The sequence below is a fragment of the Aeromonas sp. 96A genome (assembly GCF_051919165.1).
GTDB lineage: Bacteria > Pseudomonadota > Gammaproteobacteria > Enterobacterales > Aeromonadaceae > Aeromonas > Aeromonas veronii.
The window spans coordinates 904,599-919,605 of the sequence record NZ_JBQBFE010000001.1; the positions used below are offsets into that span (position 1 = coordinate 904,599).

Annotated in this window: 11 protein-coding genes; 3 read left to right on the forward strand and 8 right to left on the reverse strand. The window is 59.5% G+C overall.

Annotation, left to right across the window (positions count from 1 at the left end; genetic code table 11):
• Positions 1–24: 24 nt before the first annotated feature.
• Positions 25–1,041, reverse strand: a complete 1,017-nt coding sequence (locus ACTG2W_RS04135; RefSeq protein WP_106842964.1) for an aspartate-semialdehyde dehydrogenase — start codon at positions 1,039–1,041, stop codon at positions 25–27.
• 192 nt (positions 1,042–1,233) lie between these two features.
• Entirely contained in the window at positions 1,234–2,355 is a 1,122-nt protein-coding gene (locus ACTG2W_RS04140; RefSeq protein ID WP_106842965.1) for a 4-phosphoerythronate dehydrogenase, read from the reverse strand.
• 247 nt (positions 2,356–2,602) lie between these two features.
• Between ACTG2W_RS04140 and ACTG2W_RS04145 the strand changes: the two genes are divergently transcribed.
• The 3 genes from ACTG2W_RS04145 (at position 2,603) to ACTG2W_RS04155 (ending at position 5,719) form a co-directional block, all read left to right on the forward strand.
• The gene (locus ACTG2W_RS04145; protein WP_106842966.1) at positions 2,603–3,346 is read left to right on the forward strand and encodes a phosphatase PAP2 family protein; all 744 of its coding nucleotides are present in this window, start codon (positions 2,603–2,605) and stop codon (positions 3,344–3,346) included.
• Positions 3,347–3,445: 99 nt separating this feature from the next.
• A complete protein-coding gene (gene rnt / locus ACTG2W_RS04150) occupies positions 3,446–4,123 on the forward strand; it encodes a ribonuclease T (RefSeq protein WP_005333780.1) in 678 nt (225 codons plus the stop codon).
• Positions 4,124–4,396: 273 nt separating this feature from the next.
• A complete protein-coding gene (locus ACTG2W_RS04155; protein WP_106842968.1) occupies positions 4,397–5,719 on the forward strand; it encodes a Na+/H+ antiporter family protein in 1,323 nt (440 codons plus the stop codon).
• Between the two features lie 134 nt (positions 5,720–5,853).
• Here ACTG2W_RS04155 and ACTG2W_RS04160 read toward each other — a convergent pair whose 3' ends face one another.
• The 6 genes from ACTG2W_RS04160 to ydiJ all read right to left on the reverse strand — a co-directional run bounded on the left by ACTG2W_RS04160 (position 5,854) and on the right by ydiJ (position 14,856).
• Complete coding sequence (locus ACTG2W_RS04160) at positions 5,854–7,770, reverse strand: putative bifunctional diguanylate cyclase/phosphodiesterase (RefSeq protein ID WP_106842969.1); 1,917 nt, start codon at positions 7,768–7,770, stop codon at positions 5,854–5,856.
• 1 nt (position 7,771) lies between these two features.
• Positions 7,772–8,131: a molybdopterin-dependent oxidoreductase gene (locus ACTG2W_RS04165; protein ID WP_235656988.1), complete on the reverse strand. Its 360-nt coding sequence runs from the start codon at positions 8,129–8,131 to the stop codon at positions 7,772–7,774.
• A 454-nt stretch (positions 8,132–8,585) separates the two neighbouring features.
• Positions 8,586–10,487 (reverse strand): DEAD/DEAH box helicase, encoded by a 1,902-nt coding sequence (locus tag ACTG2W_RS04170; RefSeq protein ID WP_005337260.1) that lies wholly within the window; start codon positions 10,485–10,487, stop codon positions 8,586–8,588.
• Between the two features lie 180 nt (positions 10,488–10,667).
• Positions 10,668–11,129 carry a hotdog fold thioesterase gene (locus ACTG2W_RS04175; RefSeq protein ID WP_106842970.1) on the reverse strand — a complete coding sequence of 154 codons (462 nt, stop codon included), beginning with the start codon at positions 11,127–11,129 and terminating at the stop codon, positions 10,668–10,670.
• Between the two features lie 167 nt (positions 11,130–11,296).
• On the reverse strand, positions 11,297–11,785 hold the full coding sequence (locus tag ACTG2W_RS04180; RefSeq protein WP_106842971.1) for a hypothetical protein: 489 nt from the start codon (positions 11,783–11,785) through the stop codon (positions 11,297–11,299).
• Positions 11,785–14,856, reverse strand: coding sequence for a D-2-hydroxyglutarate dehydrogenase YdiJ (ydiJ, locus tag ACTG2W_RS04185; protein WP_181281586.1), 3,072 nt, complete (start codon positions 14,854–14,856; stop codon positions 11,785–11,787). The genes ACTG2W_RS04180 and ydiJ overlap by 1 nt, the downstream gene beginning before the upstream one ends.
• Positions 14,857–15,007 lie beyond the last annotated feature (151 nt).

Sequence of the window (15,007 nt, forward strand, 5' to 3'; positions counted from 1 at the left end):
CGCATCGGTGGCATCTGACCAGCCTTACAGATAGTCGCGAACCAGCAGCTCGGCAATCTGTACACTGTTGGTTGCCGCGCCCTTACGAACGTTATCGGCCACGATCCACATATTGATACCACTTGGATGAGAAATATCCTGGCGCACCCGACCCACCAGCACCTCATCCTTGCCGGTTGCGTCACGCACCGGGGTCGGATAGTCCCCTTCGTCATCAAACAGGGTCACACCCTGCGCATTGCGCAGCAGGTCCTTGACCTGTTCGGCATCGAGCGGCTGGTGCAGTTCGACGTGTACCGCCTCGGCGTGGCCGTAGAAGACCGGCACCCGCACGCAAGTCGGGTTCACGGCAATGCTGGCATCGCCGAGGATCTTCTGGGTTTCCCATACCATCTTCATCTCTTCACGGGTGTAGCCGTTGTCAGTAAAGCTGTCGATCTGCGGGATCAGGTTAAAGGCGATCTGTTGCGGATAGAGGGTCGGTTCCACCGGACGGCCGTTGAGCAGATGAGCTGTCTGACCCGCCAGCTCGCTGACCCCCTCTTTACCGGAGCCTGACACGGATTGATAGGTGGCCACGTTGATACGTGCGATCCCCACTTCGTCGTGCAGCGGCTTCAGGGCCACCAGCATCTGGATAGTGGAGCAGTTGGGGTTGGCGATGATGTTGCGATTGCGAAAATCGGCCAGCGCATCCGGGTTCACTTCCGGGATCACCAGCGGGATATCTTCGTCGTAACGGAAGCAGGAGGTGTTGTCGATGACGATACAACCGTGCTCGGCAGCAATCGGCGCCCACTTGGCCGAGACCTCGGCACCGGCGGAGAAGAGTGCGATCTGCACCTGGCTCCAGTCAAACTCCTCCACATCGAGGATCTCGAGGTTCTTGCCGCCAAAGCGCACGGTATCACCGGCGCTGCGGCTGGAAGCCAGCGGATAGAGGGTCGCTACCGGAAATTCGCGCTCTTCCAGGATCTCGATCATCGCCTGACCCACGGCGCCGCTGGCACCCAATACCGCTACGTTAAACTGCTGGCTCATTCTGTTCTCCTCTGATAATGCTGCAATGGCGCCGGGGGCGCCATGGTCGGCAGGCTCCCGCACGGCGAGATGACGCTGCCTGATATGGCTGAGCAGGCGCAGTAGCATCTGCGCCAGCTCAGTAAAAAATGGGGTCGAGGTGGCCAATACGGCTCACCCCTTCCGGTTATCTTCCAACTCTTGGTCCCCGATTCAGGGGCATGACAGCGCAAATCCCAACGCGCCCAGCGCCCGGTCGGCAAAGGCTCCCTCAACCTGCAGGGAGGATAGTTCACGGCGCTCGGGATAGTGTTTGCGCTGCTCGTCAAAGCTGCCGGGCAGGCCGAGCCGGGTCCGGAAACGGGCATCATCGCGGCGCACGTCATAAACCAGATGCACCAGCTGCTTGATCAGCGCCTGATCCGGTGCGCGGCCCGGCACCACTGCCTGCACATCGGGGGCAGGCAACAGCTGGCTCAAATCCTGACGAGGCTGGCGTCCCAGCTGCTGGCAGAGCGCCTGATAGAGCATCCAGGTACCGCGGGCCTTCCCCTCCAGGCTGTAACCAGCGATATGGGGGGTGGCAATCTCGGTATGGGGCACCAGCGCAGTCAGTGGCTCGGGCTCGTTCTCCCACACATCCATCACCAGTCGCAATGGCGCATCGCCCAACTGACGCGCCAGCAGGGCCCGGTTATCCCACACCTCGCCACGGGATGCGTTGATCAGGATCTGCCCTGCCGGGCGCGCGGCAATCTGTTCGGCATCGAGCAGATGGTAGGTGGCATCCAGCCCTTCACGGGTAATGGGCACGTGGAAACTGACGATATCGGCGCCAAGGGCGGTCTGGTAATCGACAAAGCCCGCATCAGGATTATCCCGCGCCCTGGGCGGATCGCAGCGCAGTACCCGCATGCCGAGCGCTTGGGCCTTGCCAGCCACACACTCGCCGGTATTGCCCGCGCCAATCACCGCCAGCGTCATGGCCGGGAGGTCGAGTTCATAGCGCTCCGCCAGCACCAGCAGGGCAGAGAGCACATAATCCCCCACCGAATACTTGTTGCAACCGGGGGCGCTGAAGAAGGGAATATTGCGGCTTGCCAGCAGGGCCTTGTCCACATGGTCTGTGCCTATGGTGGCGGTGCCGACAAACCGGAGTTTGGGGCTGGTCGCCAGCAAATCGCCGTTGACGCGGGTGACCGAACGCACCAGCAGCACATCGGCATCGAGCAGATCGCGGGCCTGCATCTGCCGTCCGGGCAAGGGGATCACCTCGCCAAATTCGGCAAACAGCTCCACGGCATGGGGCATATTCTCATCAACGACTATCTTCATCGGGCTCTCTTTGGTCACAACCGCCACGGGGGCGCCATTCTAGCGCAAAGCCGCCCGAGATTTCAGCCTGTGATGCAATCCGGCACGAAACGGGACCACATTGCGCGGCAGCCTCTCCATCAACCTGCTAAAACAGAGGATGTCGCCACAAATGTGTAAGCAGAGGTAACAAACGTGCTGCTCGGCTTTGTCCGGGCATATCACGGTGGCACAATGCCCCTCTTTTTCGCGATCGCCCATATCCACCATGCCGCCACACGCTTCGTCGCTCCCAACGTCAACCGCCTCACTCACCCGCAGTCAGGTGCTTGGATTCACTGCCCTGTTGATCCTGCCCCTGCTGCTGCTCGCCACCCTGCCCTGGCAGCCTTTTCTGACCGGCTCCCTGCAATCAGGCTGGTTATGGTGGTCATACGCCCTCACCCGCATGGTCGACCTTCCCGGGATCGGGGTCAGTGGCGCCCTCTTGCTGATGCTGACTCGCTACAAACTGAGACTGGAGTGGGCCTCCTTCATTGCGCTGGGGTGTGCACTGGCGGCCCTGCTTGCCAGCGACTGGGTGATCAAGAGCCTGATCAAGCACCTGACCGAAGAGCCCAGACCCTATCTGCTCTGGCTGGAGAGTCAGGCGCTGATCCCGGCCATCAAGCACTTCTACGCCAGTAGCGTCGATGTGCGCAGTGAACAGGTTCACGCCGCCAGCCAGTTGCTGGCCCTGCCAGAATGGCTCGGCCACCACTGGCAGGCCGAGGTGAACTACGCCTTCCCCTCCGGCCACAGCATCGCCGCCATCAGCCTGGCCCAGTTCTTTGGGCTTATCTGGCTGGCCCGAGCCCCCACAGGCGTCTGGCTGCTGCCACTGTGGGCACTGGGAATTGGTCTGTCGCGCATGGTAATGGGGATGCACTGGCCGGTGGATGTGCTGGCCAGCGCCCTGCTGGGGTCGCTCACGGCGCTGATTGCCGCCCGCTGGTGGCTGCACAGATATTGAATCCGGCGCCACCTTGCCGCAGCCGACTGCGTGGGATGGGGGGACAAGCCAGCGCTTTTTTGCCATAATGTCGCCTCATTTTATCCCGACCGAGATCCCATGACCGACGCAGTTCATACCCTCAAGGGCCGTTTCCGTGGTTTTTACCCCGTCGTCATCGATGTTGAAACAGCCGGGTTCAACGCCAAGACCGATGCCCTGCTCGAAATCGCGGCCTACACCCTGAAAATGGATGAGCAGGGCTGGCTCGTTCCCGATCAGGTATTCCACTTTCATGTCGAGCCTTTCGAAGGGGCCAACCTGGAAAAGGCTGCGCTGGAGTTCACCGGCATCGACCCCTACAACCCGTTGCGTGGCGCTGTCTCGGAAAAAGAGGCTCTGACCGAGATCTTCAAGGGGATCCGCAAGGGGATGAAGGAGCAGGATTGCGGCCGCGCCATCATAGTGGCCCACAACGCCACCTTTGATCACGGCTTCGTGATGGCTGCCGCCGAGCGCGCTGGCCTCAAGCGAAATCCGTTTCACCCGTTTGCCACCTTCGACACCGCAGCTCTCTCTGGGCTGGCGCTGGGTCAGACCGTGCTGGCCAAGGCGTGCCAGAGCGCCCGCATCCCGTTTGACAATAAAGAGGCGCACTCTGCCCTCTATGACACCGAACGCACCACAGAGCTGTTCTGTCATATTGTTAACCGCTGGAAGAGCATGGGGGGTTGGCCGCCAGCGCATCCGGATGATGACACAACCGATGCCCCTGCCGATGATGAGGGACAAGAATAAACCGATGAAGGCTGCCACTGGCAGCCTTCGCTTTTTGGGGAAGTGATTGATTGCACAGCGCACCGGAAATCGCTATCAACGTCACTATCCACCGCTGCGCACGGGATGCACGGAGACAAACAGGTCACAAACCCTCATGTTGAGCAACCTTTTGCCACATGCTGCTGCGATATGAGGGGTTTGACTGATTTTTTTCTCGACATTTGTCACATTTTTCGCAAACTAACTCCCCTTCACATGACAGACAGCAATAACAAACTATAAGGAAATCAAATGAATCCAGTTGTTATCGCAGTCGGGCTGATGCTGGTGCTCAGTCTGCTGCGGATCAATGTGGTGGTCTCGCTGGCGCTGGGGGCCATTGCTGGCGGCCTGGTCGGTGGGCTGTCGTTGACCGATACCCTCACCACCTTCAGCGGTGGCCTGGGCGGTGGCGCCGAGATAGCTCTCTCCTACGCCATGCTGGGCGCCTTTGCGGTTGCCATCTCCCGCTCCGGGATCACCGACCTGCTGGCCCGCAAGGTGATCAACCAGTTGGGCAAGGATGCCAGCTCGACCCGCATCATGTGGGTCAAAACCCTGCTGCTCTCTTCCGTGCTGGCCGTGGCGATCTCCTCCCAGAACCTGATCCCGGTTCATATCGCCTTTATTCCCATCCTGATCCCGCCGCTGCTGCATGTGATGGCGCAGATGCAGATAGACCGTCGTCAGGTGGCCTGTGTCATCACCTTTGGTCTGACAGCTACCTATATGGTGCTGCCGGTCGGCTTTGGTGGCATCTTCCTGAACAATATTCTGGCCAAGAACCTGATCGATAACGGCGTGCCCATCACCACCAGCCAGATCCCGCTGGCGATGGCCATTCCGGTCGCTGGTATGGTACTGGGCCTGCTGATTGCGGTATTCATTAGCTATCGCAAACCGCGCCAGTACGATCTGGCCAAGATCCTGGATGCCGAGCCCGAAGTGGTCGAGCTCAACCTCACCCACATCTGGGTGGCCCTGCTGGCCATTGGCGTGGCGCTGGGGCTACAACTGATGACCAACAGCATCGTACTGGGTGCGCTGGCCGGTTTTGTCATCTTCACCTGCGGCGGCGTCATCAAGTTTCGCGAAAGCCAGGATGCCTTCACTCAGGGGGTGCGGATGATGTCGCTGATCGGCTTCATCATGATCTCCGCAGCCGGTTTTGCCGCGGTGATGAAGGCAACTCACGGTGTCGACTCTCTGGTACAGGTGGTCGCCTCCGGCATCGGTCAGCACAAGGGGATCGCCGCCTTCCTGATGCTGCTGGTGGGTCTGCTCATCACCATGGGGATCGGTTCTTCCTTCTCCACCGTGCCCATCATCGCCACCATCTATGTGCCGCTCTGTCTGCAGCTTGGCTTCTCACCAATGGCGATCATCGCCCTGGTTGGTACCGCTGGCGCGCTGGGGGATGCGGGTTCACCAGCCTCCGACTCGACTCTGGGCCCCACCTCCGGCCTCAACGCAGATGGTCAGCACGACCATATCTGGGACAGCGTGGTGCCCACCTTTATTCACTACAACATCCCGCTGGTGATCTTCGGCTGGATTGCCGCCATGGTGCTCTGATAGCCCCTCGGGCTGCGAACTCTGCACGTCACAATGCACAACAAGAAGGCGACCAGATGGTCGCCTTCTTGTTGTATTCGACTAGATAAACAACAGCACGTTAGCTTGTGGTGACGGTGAAAAGGTACCGCTCGCTAACCCAGCGCCACCTCCTGCATGATGCTCCGATTGATAAAATAGCGATGGCAGAACAGCAAAAAGTCCTGCAACGGCAAGGGCCTCGAGTAGAAATAGCCCTGAATTTCATCAACGCCGATGCTCAGCACCGCCTTCAGCTCATCATTGTTTTCCACCCCTTCCGCCACAACCCGCACACCGAGTTGATGAGAGAGGCTGGTGATCGCCTCGACGAACAGCGCCTGACGGGTGTCATTGTCGATGGCCGTGATAAATGAGCGGTCGATTTTGAGCTTGTCGAAATAGAGTTCCCGCAAGTAGGAGAACGATGACCAGCCGGTACCGAAATCATCGAGAGCCACCCGCACTCCAATCTGACGCAGCGTATCGATGATCTGCTTGCTCAGCTCGATATCATCCAGAGCAATAGTTTCGGTCAGCTCGACGATCAGCTGTTGCAGGCTTAGCGGCCCCTCTCTCATGTTCTCATCCAACTGGGCTGCCAACCCCATAGTGAACATGGAACTCGAGAGGTTGACCGAGATCTCCAGCGGTTCAATCAAGTCGCTCGGGAAAGTGGCGAGATCATGTTGCAAGTGCCGGAAGATCCATAACCCGAGCGCCTCCCCCAGCCCGTTATCTTCTGCCAGCGAGATGATATCGAGGGGCGGAATAAACCCGTACTCCGGGTGATTCCAGCGGATCAGTACCTCGGCTCCCAGTCGCACCGTGCCTTGACCACGGACAATCGGCTGATAGTAGAGGCTCAACTGCAAATTGCTGTGGTGCTGGATCAGCTCGCGCAACTCGGTCGACAAACGGCGGTTACGCAGATAGTGCTGATACATGCTGCTGGAGAAAACCACGTAACGATTCAGCCGCTTGCGCTTGGCACTGTCGAGGGCAATATCGGCAAACAGCAGCATCTCCTCCGGCGTGTGTACCGGTCGCACGTACTGGCTGACCCCCATAAAGACCCGCACCCGGTGGGCGGGATCAGTCGCCAAGGCGAGCCCGGCAAGTTCGTTACGCAGCTGCTCCAGAAATGGAAAGCGCAAATAGGTGGGCATAACTCCGGAAATAATGATGGCAAACTCATCGCTACCGGTGCGGGCGGCAAAGATACCGTCAACCGATACCGCGCGGATCCGCTCGGCCAGTTGCGTCAGCAATGCATCCCCCACCTCGTAGCCCAGGCTGTCATTTACCTCCCTGAAATGGCCAAGATCCACCAGACAGACGGTCACGCTGCTGCGCCCCCCTTTATGTCCCGTCAGCTGCTTGAGGTGTTTGATCAAGGAGGCCCGGTTCGGCAAGCGGGTTAGCGCATCATTCCACGCAAGAAAGTGCTGGTGGCGCACTTCGCGAAACAGCATCAGCAGCATCACCACGGTCGCCAACATCAAGAAAGCCAGAATGAAGAAGTTCTGGATACGCGACGAGTTGAGTACCTCCCGCTGGGCAATAGCGGATGGGCCGGTGAAATTTTTCACCATCACATCGCGGATGGCAGCCAGATCCCGAGCCAACTCCTCGGCGAAACGAGCAAGCTCTTTTGAATCTCGCTCTCCGCTGACCACGGCCTGCTCATACTTTTCGAACAGAGTCATGATCTTGCCTGCTGCCTGTTCTGCCCCAAAGCGGGTTCTCACCGGCTTGGCCTCCTCCCCGTGCAGGAAGACATCGAGCCGGTTCCAGGCAATATCAAAGCGCTTGTTCATCTCTTCCTGACTGGTCGAACCGGTACGATAGAGAGAGAGCGCTTCATCAAAGCCATGGATTTCCAACTCCAGCTGCGCCAACGCCCAGGCGGAGAGCTGGGTATAGCGAGTCACTGCATTGAATGCACGGTCATAGTTCCAGACCGACCAGATGGCGACCCCCAAAAAGGCAGTCACCATCAGGATCAAGCTCAGAAACTTGCCGCGCAGCATCTTATTTGCTCTCGATCGCCGTCAGCTGCCACACCATCCGGCTGTGATAGAGCTCCTTGTTCAGCTCCGGGTGATCAGAGAGGGGATAGATAATCCAGAGCGGCCCTTTGTTGCGCAGGGTCAACGCCTTGCCATCCTGCTTCTCGGCCAGCAGTACCGCATATTTATCTCCATCTTCCAGCGGCACCGCCGCCCAGTAGTCATTGATGGCGACCGCCTTGACCTCCCCACTCTTGAGACCATATATCTTGACCAGATCTCGCAGCAGCACGCCACGATAGGTGTGGTCCCCCTCGGTCCACGGGGTCTGGGTCTTGACCTCTGTCTGAGGTAAGGCCTCAAACTCGGCCCGGGTCAACACGCCCCCCCCTTACCATTGCAACAGCCATCTCCTTTGATCTTGAGGAAAGGCTCATCAGCCAACACCATGCCAGAAACGAGACAGCCGGATAACAGCAGCATCCTGACAAGCCATCCACCCATGATAGACCTCCGTAGCGTACTGTTTGTTTTATTGGTTTCACTCTGTCCACCCACAGGGAAACGGCAGAGTCATAATGCAAAACAATGTTGCGGCAAGCAGCTCACCACAACAGGCAACCAGCATCAGGCTGTACCCGAATGCCACTAAAAGCATGACATCTAGGCTCCGAATGTCACAACTGCATCGGAAAATATTCATGTCCCTTTGGTTCACGACTTGGCTTGTGGAACAGAAATATAACCCCCATACAGGCAAACTGACGGTGTAGTCCCTATCGCAGATACAAAAAAGGCCGCTCAATGAGCGGCCTTCTTCATAACGGGATCAGCAATCAGCTTTCGCGACGCTTGCCACCGAATTTGCGATCTTTGTTGAAGCCACCTTCACGGCGTTCCCCGCTCTTGTTGAACGGGCGGTCACCCTGGGGACGGCGATCCTTGTTGAAAGGACGGTCACCACGGAACGGACGATCACCACGGGGCGGACGGCTGCTGGTGTTGCCACCGGCCGGCACTTCGGTGTAGCGGGTGATCTGCAGCGGACGCTGGCAAACACGGGCTTTCTTGATCACTTCCAGTACATCGGCGGTCATGCCTTTCGGCAGGTCGACGGTAGAGAAGTCATCGGCGATGTCGATGTTGCCGATGAAGCGGCTCTCGATGTTCGCTTCGTTGGCGATGGCGCCCACGATCTGGCCCGGCTTGACGCCGTGATGGGCACCCACGTCTACGCGGTAGCGCTCCATCTCCACGTCCGGGTTGTCTTTCAGCGGACGCGGCTCCAGGGACGGCATCCGACGGGCAGGACGATCACCACGGTCACCGAAGTCACGACCGCCACGGTCGTTGAAGTCACGGCGCTCGAAGCCACCACGATCGTTGCCAGCATTCAGCAGCGGATCCGGAATGGAGTCATCCAGCAGCAGCGGTTGGTCACCCTGTACCAGCTTGGCCAGTGCGGCAGCCAGCTCCAGCGGATCGGCAGAATCCTCTTCGATCAGCTCGTTCACCAGGTTGTGGTAGATCTCGAGCTCTTCACCCATCATGGTTTCGCGGATGCGCTCCTTGAACTTGGCCAGACGATGCTGGTTGATGTCCTCGGTGCTCGGCATCTTCATCGGCTCGATGGCCTGACGGGTTGCGTGCTCGATGGCGCGCAGCATGCGACGCTCGCGCGGAGCAACGAACAGGATGGCTTCGCCTTTACGACCGGCACGACCGGTACGGCCGATACGGTGAACGTAAGATTCGGTGTCGTACGGAATGTCGTAGTTCACTACGTGGGTGATGCGCTCAACGTCCAGACCACGGGCGACAACGTCGGTGGCGATCAGGATGTCCAGCTGGCCCTGACGCAGCTTGTCAACGGTACGCTCACGCAGTTTCTGCGGGATGTCGCCGTGCAGCGCTTCACAGGCGTGACCACGGGCGGCCAGCTTGCCAGCCAGCTCTTCGGCAGCGTTCTTGGTACGCACGAACACCAGCAGGGCTTCGTAGGATTCCACTTCCAGCAGACGGGTCATGGCGTCCAGCTTGTGCAAACCGGTTACCTGCCAGTAACGCTGGCGAATAGTGGTAGCGGTAGCAGTCTTGGAGGCGATCTTGATCTCTTTGGGCTGCTTCAGGTGCTTCTGGGCCACGCGACGGATCTGCTCCGGCATGGTGGCAGAGAACAGGGCAACCTGACGAGTGCTCGGGCACTGCTCCATGATCCAGTCAACGTCGTCGATGAAGCCCATACGCAGCATTTCATCAGCTTCGTCCAGTACCAGGGCTTTCAGGCCGGAGAGGTCCAGGTTCTTGCGACGGATCAAGTCCATCACGCGGCCCGGAGTACCGACGACAACCTGGGCACCGCGACGCAGAGCGCGGGTCTGGGTTTCGTAGGAGGCACCGCCGTAGATGGGCAGTACGTGGAAATCAGGCATGTGGTGGGCGTAGCGTTGGCACGCTTCAGCCACTTGCAGCGCCAGTTCGCGGGTAGGCGCCAGCACCAGGATCTGGGTGTTGCGGTTACCAGCTTCCAGACGAGACAACAGAGGCAAGGCAAAAGCAGCGGTCTTCCCTGTACCGGTTTGCGCCTGCCCCAGCAGATCGTGTCCCGCCATCAGGTGGGGAATTGCTGCGGCCTGGATCGGTGACGGGCGCTCATAGCCCACGTCCTGCAGCGCTTTCAATACAGGCGCGGCCAGTCCAAGCTCACTAAAAAGGGGCAGTTGTTCGGTATCAGACATAGATTCTTCCAGATTAAGGCAGGCGGCTAACACCGCGGAATAGCAAAAAGGCGGCGATTATAGCGCCACTTTGTTCTGCTGTCTTGAAAAATGTGATAAGCCTCTCAAGACGTTGGCAATTATAGAGGGATCTGACGAGTATGGCTTGCTTATTTTGCACTCATAGTGCGTTATTGCGGATCACTCCTCGCTGGAGTCCTTGCCCCGCTTGTGTTTGAGCACCGCCATGGTCAGTCGGCTGGTGCACAATAAACGCTCACGTTCGTCCCGAATTTCAATCTGCCACACCTGGGTTGTTGCTCCCAGATGGAGCGGCGTGCAACGCCCGGTCACCACCCCTTCCCGTTTAGCTCGCAGATGGTTGGCATTCACCTCCAGCCCCACACAGTAGCTATCTGGCCCGACCGCCATATTGGCGGCAATCGATCCCAAGGTTTCCGCCAGCACCACAGATGCGCCGCCATGCAGCATGCCAAGGGGCTGGTGAGTGCGATGATCCACCGGCATGGTCGCTTCAAGCCAATCGGTGCCAAAAGCCGTGTAGAGGATGTCGAGGTGGGCCATCAGGGTGTTGCGAGAGGTGGCGTTGAGCCCCTCCAGACTCATGGGTTTACGCCAGATGGGCGCAATATCGTGACTCATTGCGAGCAGACTCCTTTGTAAGCGATGAATGCGTACCGATATGGGTGAAACGCCCTCCATCGGCAACATGGTTCTGTTATATGAGTTGTTGGTTACCAGGTGACGTGGTAACAACGCAGCCCCGACCCGGAGCTGCGTGTTACACAATCATGCCCTTAAGCGGGATGTCACCAGGGGTAGGTAACGCCGGGCCACTCAGCCCAGGGCACATCTCGCCCCGGCAGGCGGGGTTCTGGCCACTGCCACACCCTGGCGAGCCAGTCGCGCAGCTGAATCTCCAGCTCCTCATCCGTGATGGGCGCCTCGGCCACCTTCCAGAAGAAGAGCTCCGCCGCTACCTCTGGCAGCACCGAGGGGTAGAGATAAACCCCGCCCCAAAATTGCGGCTCCCGATCCGGGCTCCAGAGACCATAGGCAAAGGAGCGCTTGGCCAGAAACTCCGACTGCTGCCACTCCAGATCTCCTTCGTGCTGGCTCAGGCTGAAGTTGGCGGAGGGCCACACATCGTGCGGGCGAAACAGCTGATGGAGCTGCTCGCGCTCGCGCAACATGGCGACAAACTCCACCACAGCCTGAGCGGGGGTAGCGGGTAACAGCAAGAAACGTGGATGCCGATAAGCCTTCGGCACCCGAAACCGCTTGGGAAACGTCAGCATCAGAGCAGCTCCAGCAGGGCTTGCAATGGATGTTTGAGCTTTTCCCCCTCTATCCGCTTGACCTGACTGCGGCACGAATAGCCAGTTGCCAGACAGCGCGCTTTGGGTAAACGGGCGAGCGGGTCGGCCCAGCTCAACCCATAGATGCCCTTGGAGTTCTCCACCTGTTTGACGTCGTGACCATAGGTGCCCGCCATACCGCAGCAACCCACAGAGACCGGCTGCAAGCTGGCCCCGAAACGGCCAAACAGGGTGCTCCAGTCACCGTGAGTGGAGGGCTTGGCGGTCTTCTCGGTGCAGTGGGCAAAGAGATACCAGGGCTCGCTCCCCTCCTCGCTCTTGGTCTTGTCGGTTCGAGCAGGCAACTGATCTACCGGCAGCGAGAGCAGCCACTCCTGCGGCAACAACACCTGAAAATCGCCACGAGCCGACCCCAGCGCCTTGGCATACTCGTCGCGATAGCAGAGCACCATGGCCGGATCCACCCCTACCATGGGAATGCCAAGCGCCGCCACCTTGTTGAGGAACTGGGCGCTGTTGGCGGCGGTGCGGGCAAAGGCACGCAGGAATCCCTTGATATGCTGGGGTTTACCGTTGGGTTTAAAGGGCAGCAAGTAGGGCTGGAAGCCGAGCTTGCTGGCGAGTTTCACCAGGTCGCGCACCACGGGGGCGTCGTAATAACTGGTGAAGGGGTCCTGCACGATCAGCACCACCTGCTTGCGCTGCTCGGCGCTCATCCGCTCCAGACCCGGCAGATCAAAATAGCGGGCGCGGTTGTCGTGCAGACTCTCGGCCAGGGTCGGCACCGAGAGCAGCGGCACATCGACCATGCCGATGCTCTTCTCGGTCGCCTTCTGGGCCCACTCTTTTTCGAGGAAGAAGTTGACCAGCTTCGGCGCCTTGGCAAGCAGCGGCGCATAGCTCTCCACCGTGCCGACGAAGTAATCCTTCGGCGCACGCAGGTAGCGGCCGTGGTAGAGCTGCATAAAGCGGGCGCGAAAATCGGGTACATCCACCTTGATCGGGCACTGGCTGGTACATGCCTTGCAGGCCAGACAGCCCGCCATCGCCTCCATCACCTCGTGGGAGAAGTCATACTCGCCGCGCTGTTTGGCCCAGCTGTTGCGCACCTTGTCCACCAGCTGTTTGAAGCGCACACCACCGGATTGCAGCGCCACCTCTTCCGCCAGCGGGTCAAAGCCCTGCTCCGCCAGCTGACGCAACCATTCACGCATCAGGCCCGCCCGCCCCTTGGGGGAGTGGCGACGATCACGGCTGATCTTGACCGAGGGGCACATGGGGGAGTCGGTCTCGAAGGTGAAGCACAGACCATTGCCGTTGCAATCCATGGCGCGGGTGTAGCTGGAGCGCACCGCGAGCGGGATCTGGCGGTCATACTTGCCGCGCTTGGGCCCATCCACCGACACCAGCTCGGCGCCGCTACCGTAGGGGATACAGATCTTGCCCGGGTTGATGCGGTTGGTCGGGTCGAACGCCCCCTTGACCCGCTGCAGCTCTTCCCACAGCTCGCCAAAGAAGGCGGGGCTGTATTCGGAACGAAAGCCCTTGCCGTGCTCCCCCCACATCAAGCCGCCATATTTGGCGGTGAGCGCCACCACCTGATCGGAGATGCGGCGCAGCAGCACCTCCTGCTCGGGATCGCACAAATCCAGCGCCGGGCGCACGTGCAGCACACCGGCATCGACGTGGCCGAACATGCCGTAGTCGAGGCCGTGGGCATCCAGCAGGGCGCGAAACTCCATGATGAAATCGGCCAGCGACTCTGGCGGCACGGCGGTATCTTCGGTGAAGGCTACCGGCTTCTTGCGCCCTTCGGCGTTGCCCAGTAGCCCCACCGACTTCTTGCGCATGGTGTAGATGGTTTCGATGCTCGGCAGGTGGTCACACACCTGATAGCCGATGATCCCGGCTTCCCCCTTGGCCAGCAGCGCGTCGATACGACGGCACAGCTCCGCCACCTTGGCCTTGTGTTCTGCCTCGTCGGTATCGGCAAACTCGACAATATTGAGCCCCTGCAGATCCTTGCCGGGCACATCCTGAATAAGTTCTTTCACCGAATGCCAGATGATGTCGGCGCGGGCCAGCCCGAGCACCCGGGAGTCCACCGTCTCCACCGACAGCGCTTGGGCCTCAACCATAAAGGGGGCGTTGCGCAGGGCGGAGGGGAAGCTGTCGTACTTGACGTTGACCAGGGTGCGGTAGCGCGGGATGGGGGTGATATTGAGTTTGGCTTCGGTGATGAATCCCAAGGATCCTTCCGAGCCGCACAGCACCCGACTCACATCCAGCGTGTCGGTATCGGGTTGATAGAGGTGCTTGAGATCGTAGCCGGTCAGAAAGCGGTTGAGCTTGGGGAAGGTCGCATCGATGTCGGCGCGGCGCTCCTTGCCGATACGATAGAGGGTGCGATAGATCTCTCCTTCACGACTCTCCAGCGCCAGCTTGTCTTCAAGACGGGAGCCATTGACCGGCTCGGTCGCCATGATGTCGCCATTCTCCAGCACCGCTTTGAGCCCCAGCACGTGATCCGAGGTTTTGCCGTAGACCAGAGACCCCTGCCCCGAGGCGTCGGTGTTGATCATGCCCCCTAAGGTGGCGCGGTTGGAGGTGGAGAGATCCGGCGAGAAGAAGTAGCCATGGGGCTTGAGATAGGCGTTGAGCTGGTCTTTCACCACCCCGGCCTGGGCGCGCACCCACCCCTCCTCCAGATTAATTTCCATGATCTGGTTCATATAACGGGAGAGATCGACGATAATGCCGCCGCCCAATGACTGGCCATTGGTGCCGGTACCGCCACCGCGAGGAAAAAAACTCAAGGAGGCGAACGCCGGCTCTGCGGCCAGCTTGAGCATTGCTGCTATGTCGTCCGCACTGCGCGGATAGAGAACCGCCTGAGGTACTACCTGATAGACGCTGTTATCCGTCGCCATCGCCAACCGGCTTGCATAAGACTTTTCGATATCACCACGAAATGCGCTGCGCTCTAGCAACTCAAGAAACTGCAGGGTTGCGGGTGACAAACTGTCCTGGTAATCGAGTCTCGGGATCATGAATCCTTGTTCCCATCCTTTGCTTGATGCCGGCACGCCGGCGACAACGACTGGCCAGCCGCCTGTCAATGGCAGTCAGGCCAGTCCGCTCACATGTGAGCGGGCAGTATATCAGCTAGAAAACCGCTTGCGCTTGGCAATATTCACCATT

Excerpts from the sequence above, each read along its gene's own strand:
- ACTG2W_RS04135 (WP_106842964.1), bottom strand. The coding sequence starts at position 1,041 with ATGAGCCAGCAGTTTAACGTAGCGGTATTGGGTGCCAGCGGCGCCGTG.
- ACTG2W_RS04140 (WP_106842965.1), bottom strand. The coding sequence starts at position 2,355 with ATGAAGATAGTCGTTGATGAGAATATGCCCCATGCCGTGGAGCTGTTT.
- ACTG2W_RS04145 (WP_106842966.1), top strand. The coding sequence starts at position 2,603 with ATGCCGCCACACGCTTCGTCGCTCCCAACGTCAACCGCCTCACTCACC.
- rnt (WP_005333780.1), top strand. The coding sequence starts at position 3,446 with ATGACCGACGCAGTTCATACCCTCAAGGGCCGTTTCCGTGGTTTTTAC.
- ACTG2W_RS04155 (WP_106842968.1), top strand. The coding sequence starts at position 4,397 with ATGAATCCAGTTGTTATCGCAGTCGGGCTGATGCTGGTGCTCAGTCTG.
- ACTG2W_RS04160 (WP_106842969.1), bottom strand. The coding sequence starts at position 7,770 with ATGCTGCGCGGCAAGTTTCTGAGCTTGATCCTGATGGTGACTGCCTTT.
- ACTG2W_RS04170 (WP_005337260.1), bottom strand. The coding sequence starts at position 10,487 with ATGTCTGATACCGAACAACTGCCCCTTTTTAGTGAGCTTGGACTGGCC.
- ACTG2W_RS04175 (WP_106842970.1), bottom strand. The coding sequence starts at position 11,129 with ATGAGTCACGATATTGCGCCCATCTGGCGTAAACCCATGAGTCTGGAG.
- ACTG2W_RS04180 (WP_106842971.1), bottom strand. The coding sequence starts at position 11,785 with ATGCTGACGTTTCCCAAGCGGTTTCGGGTGCCGAAGGCTTATCGGCAT.
- ydiJ (WP_181281586.1), bottom strand. The coding sequence starts at position 14,856 with ATGATCCCGAGACTCGATTACCAGGACAGTTTGTCACCCGCAACCCTG.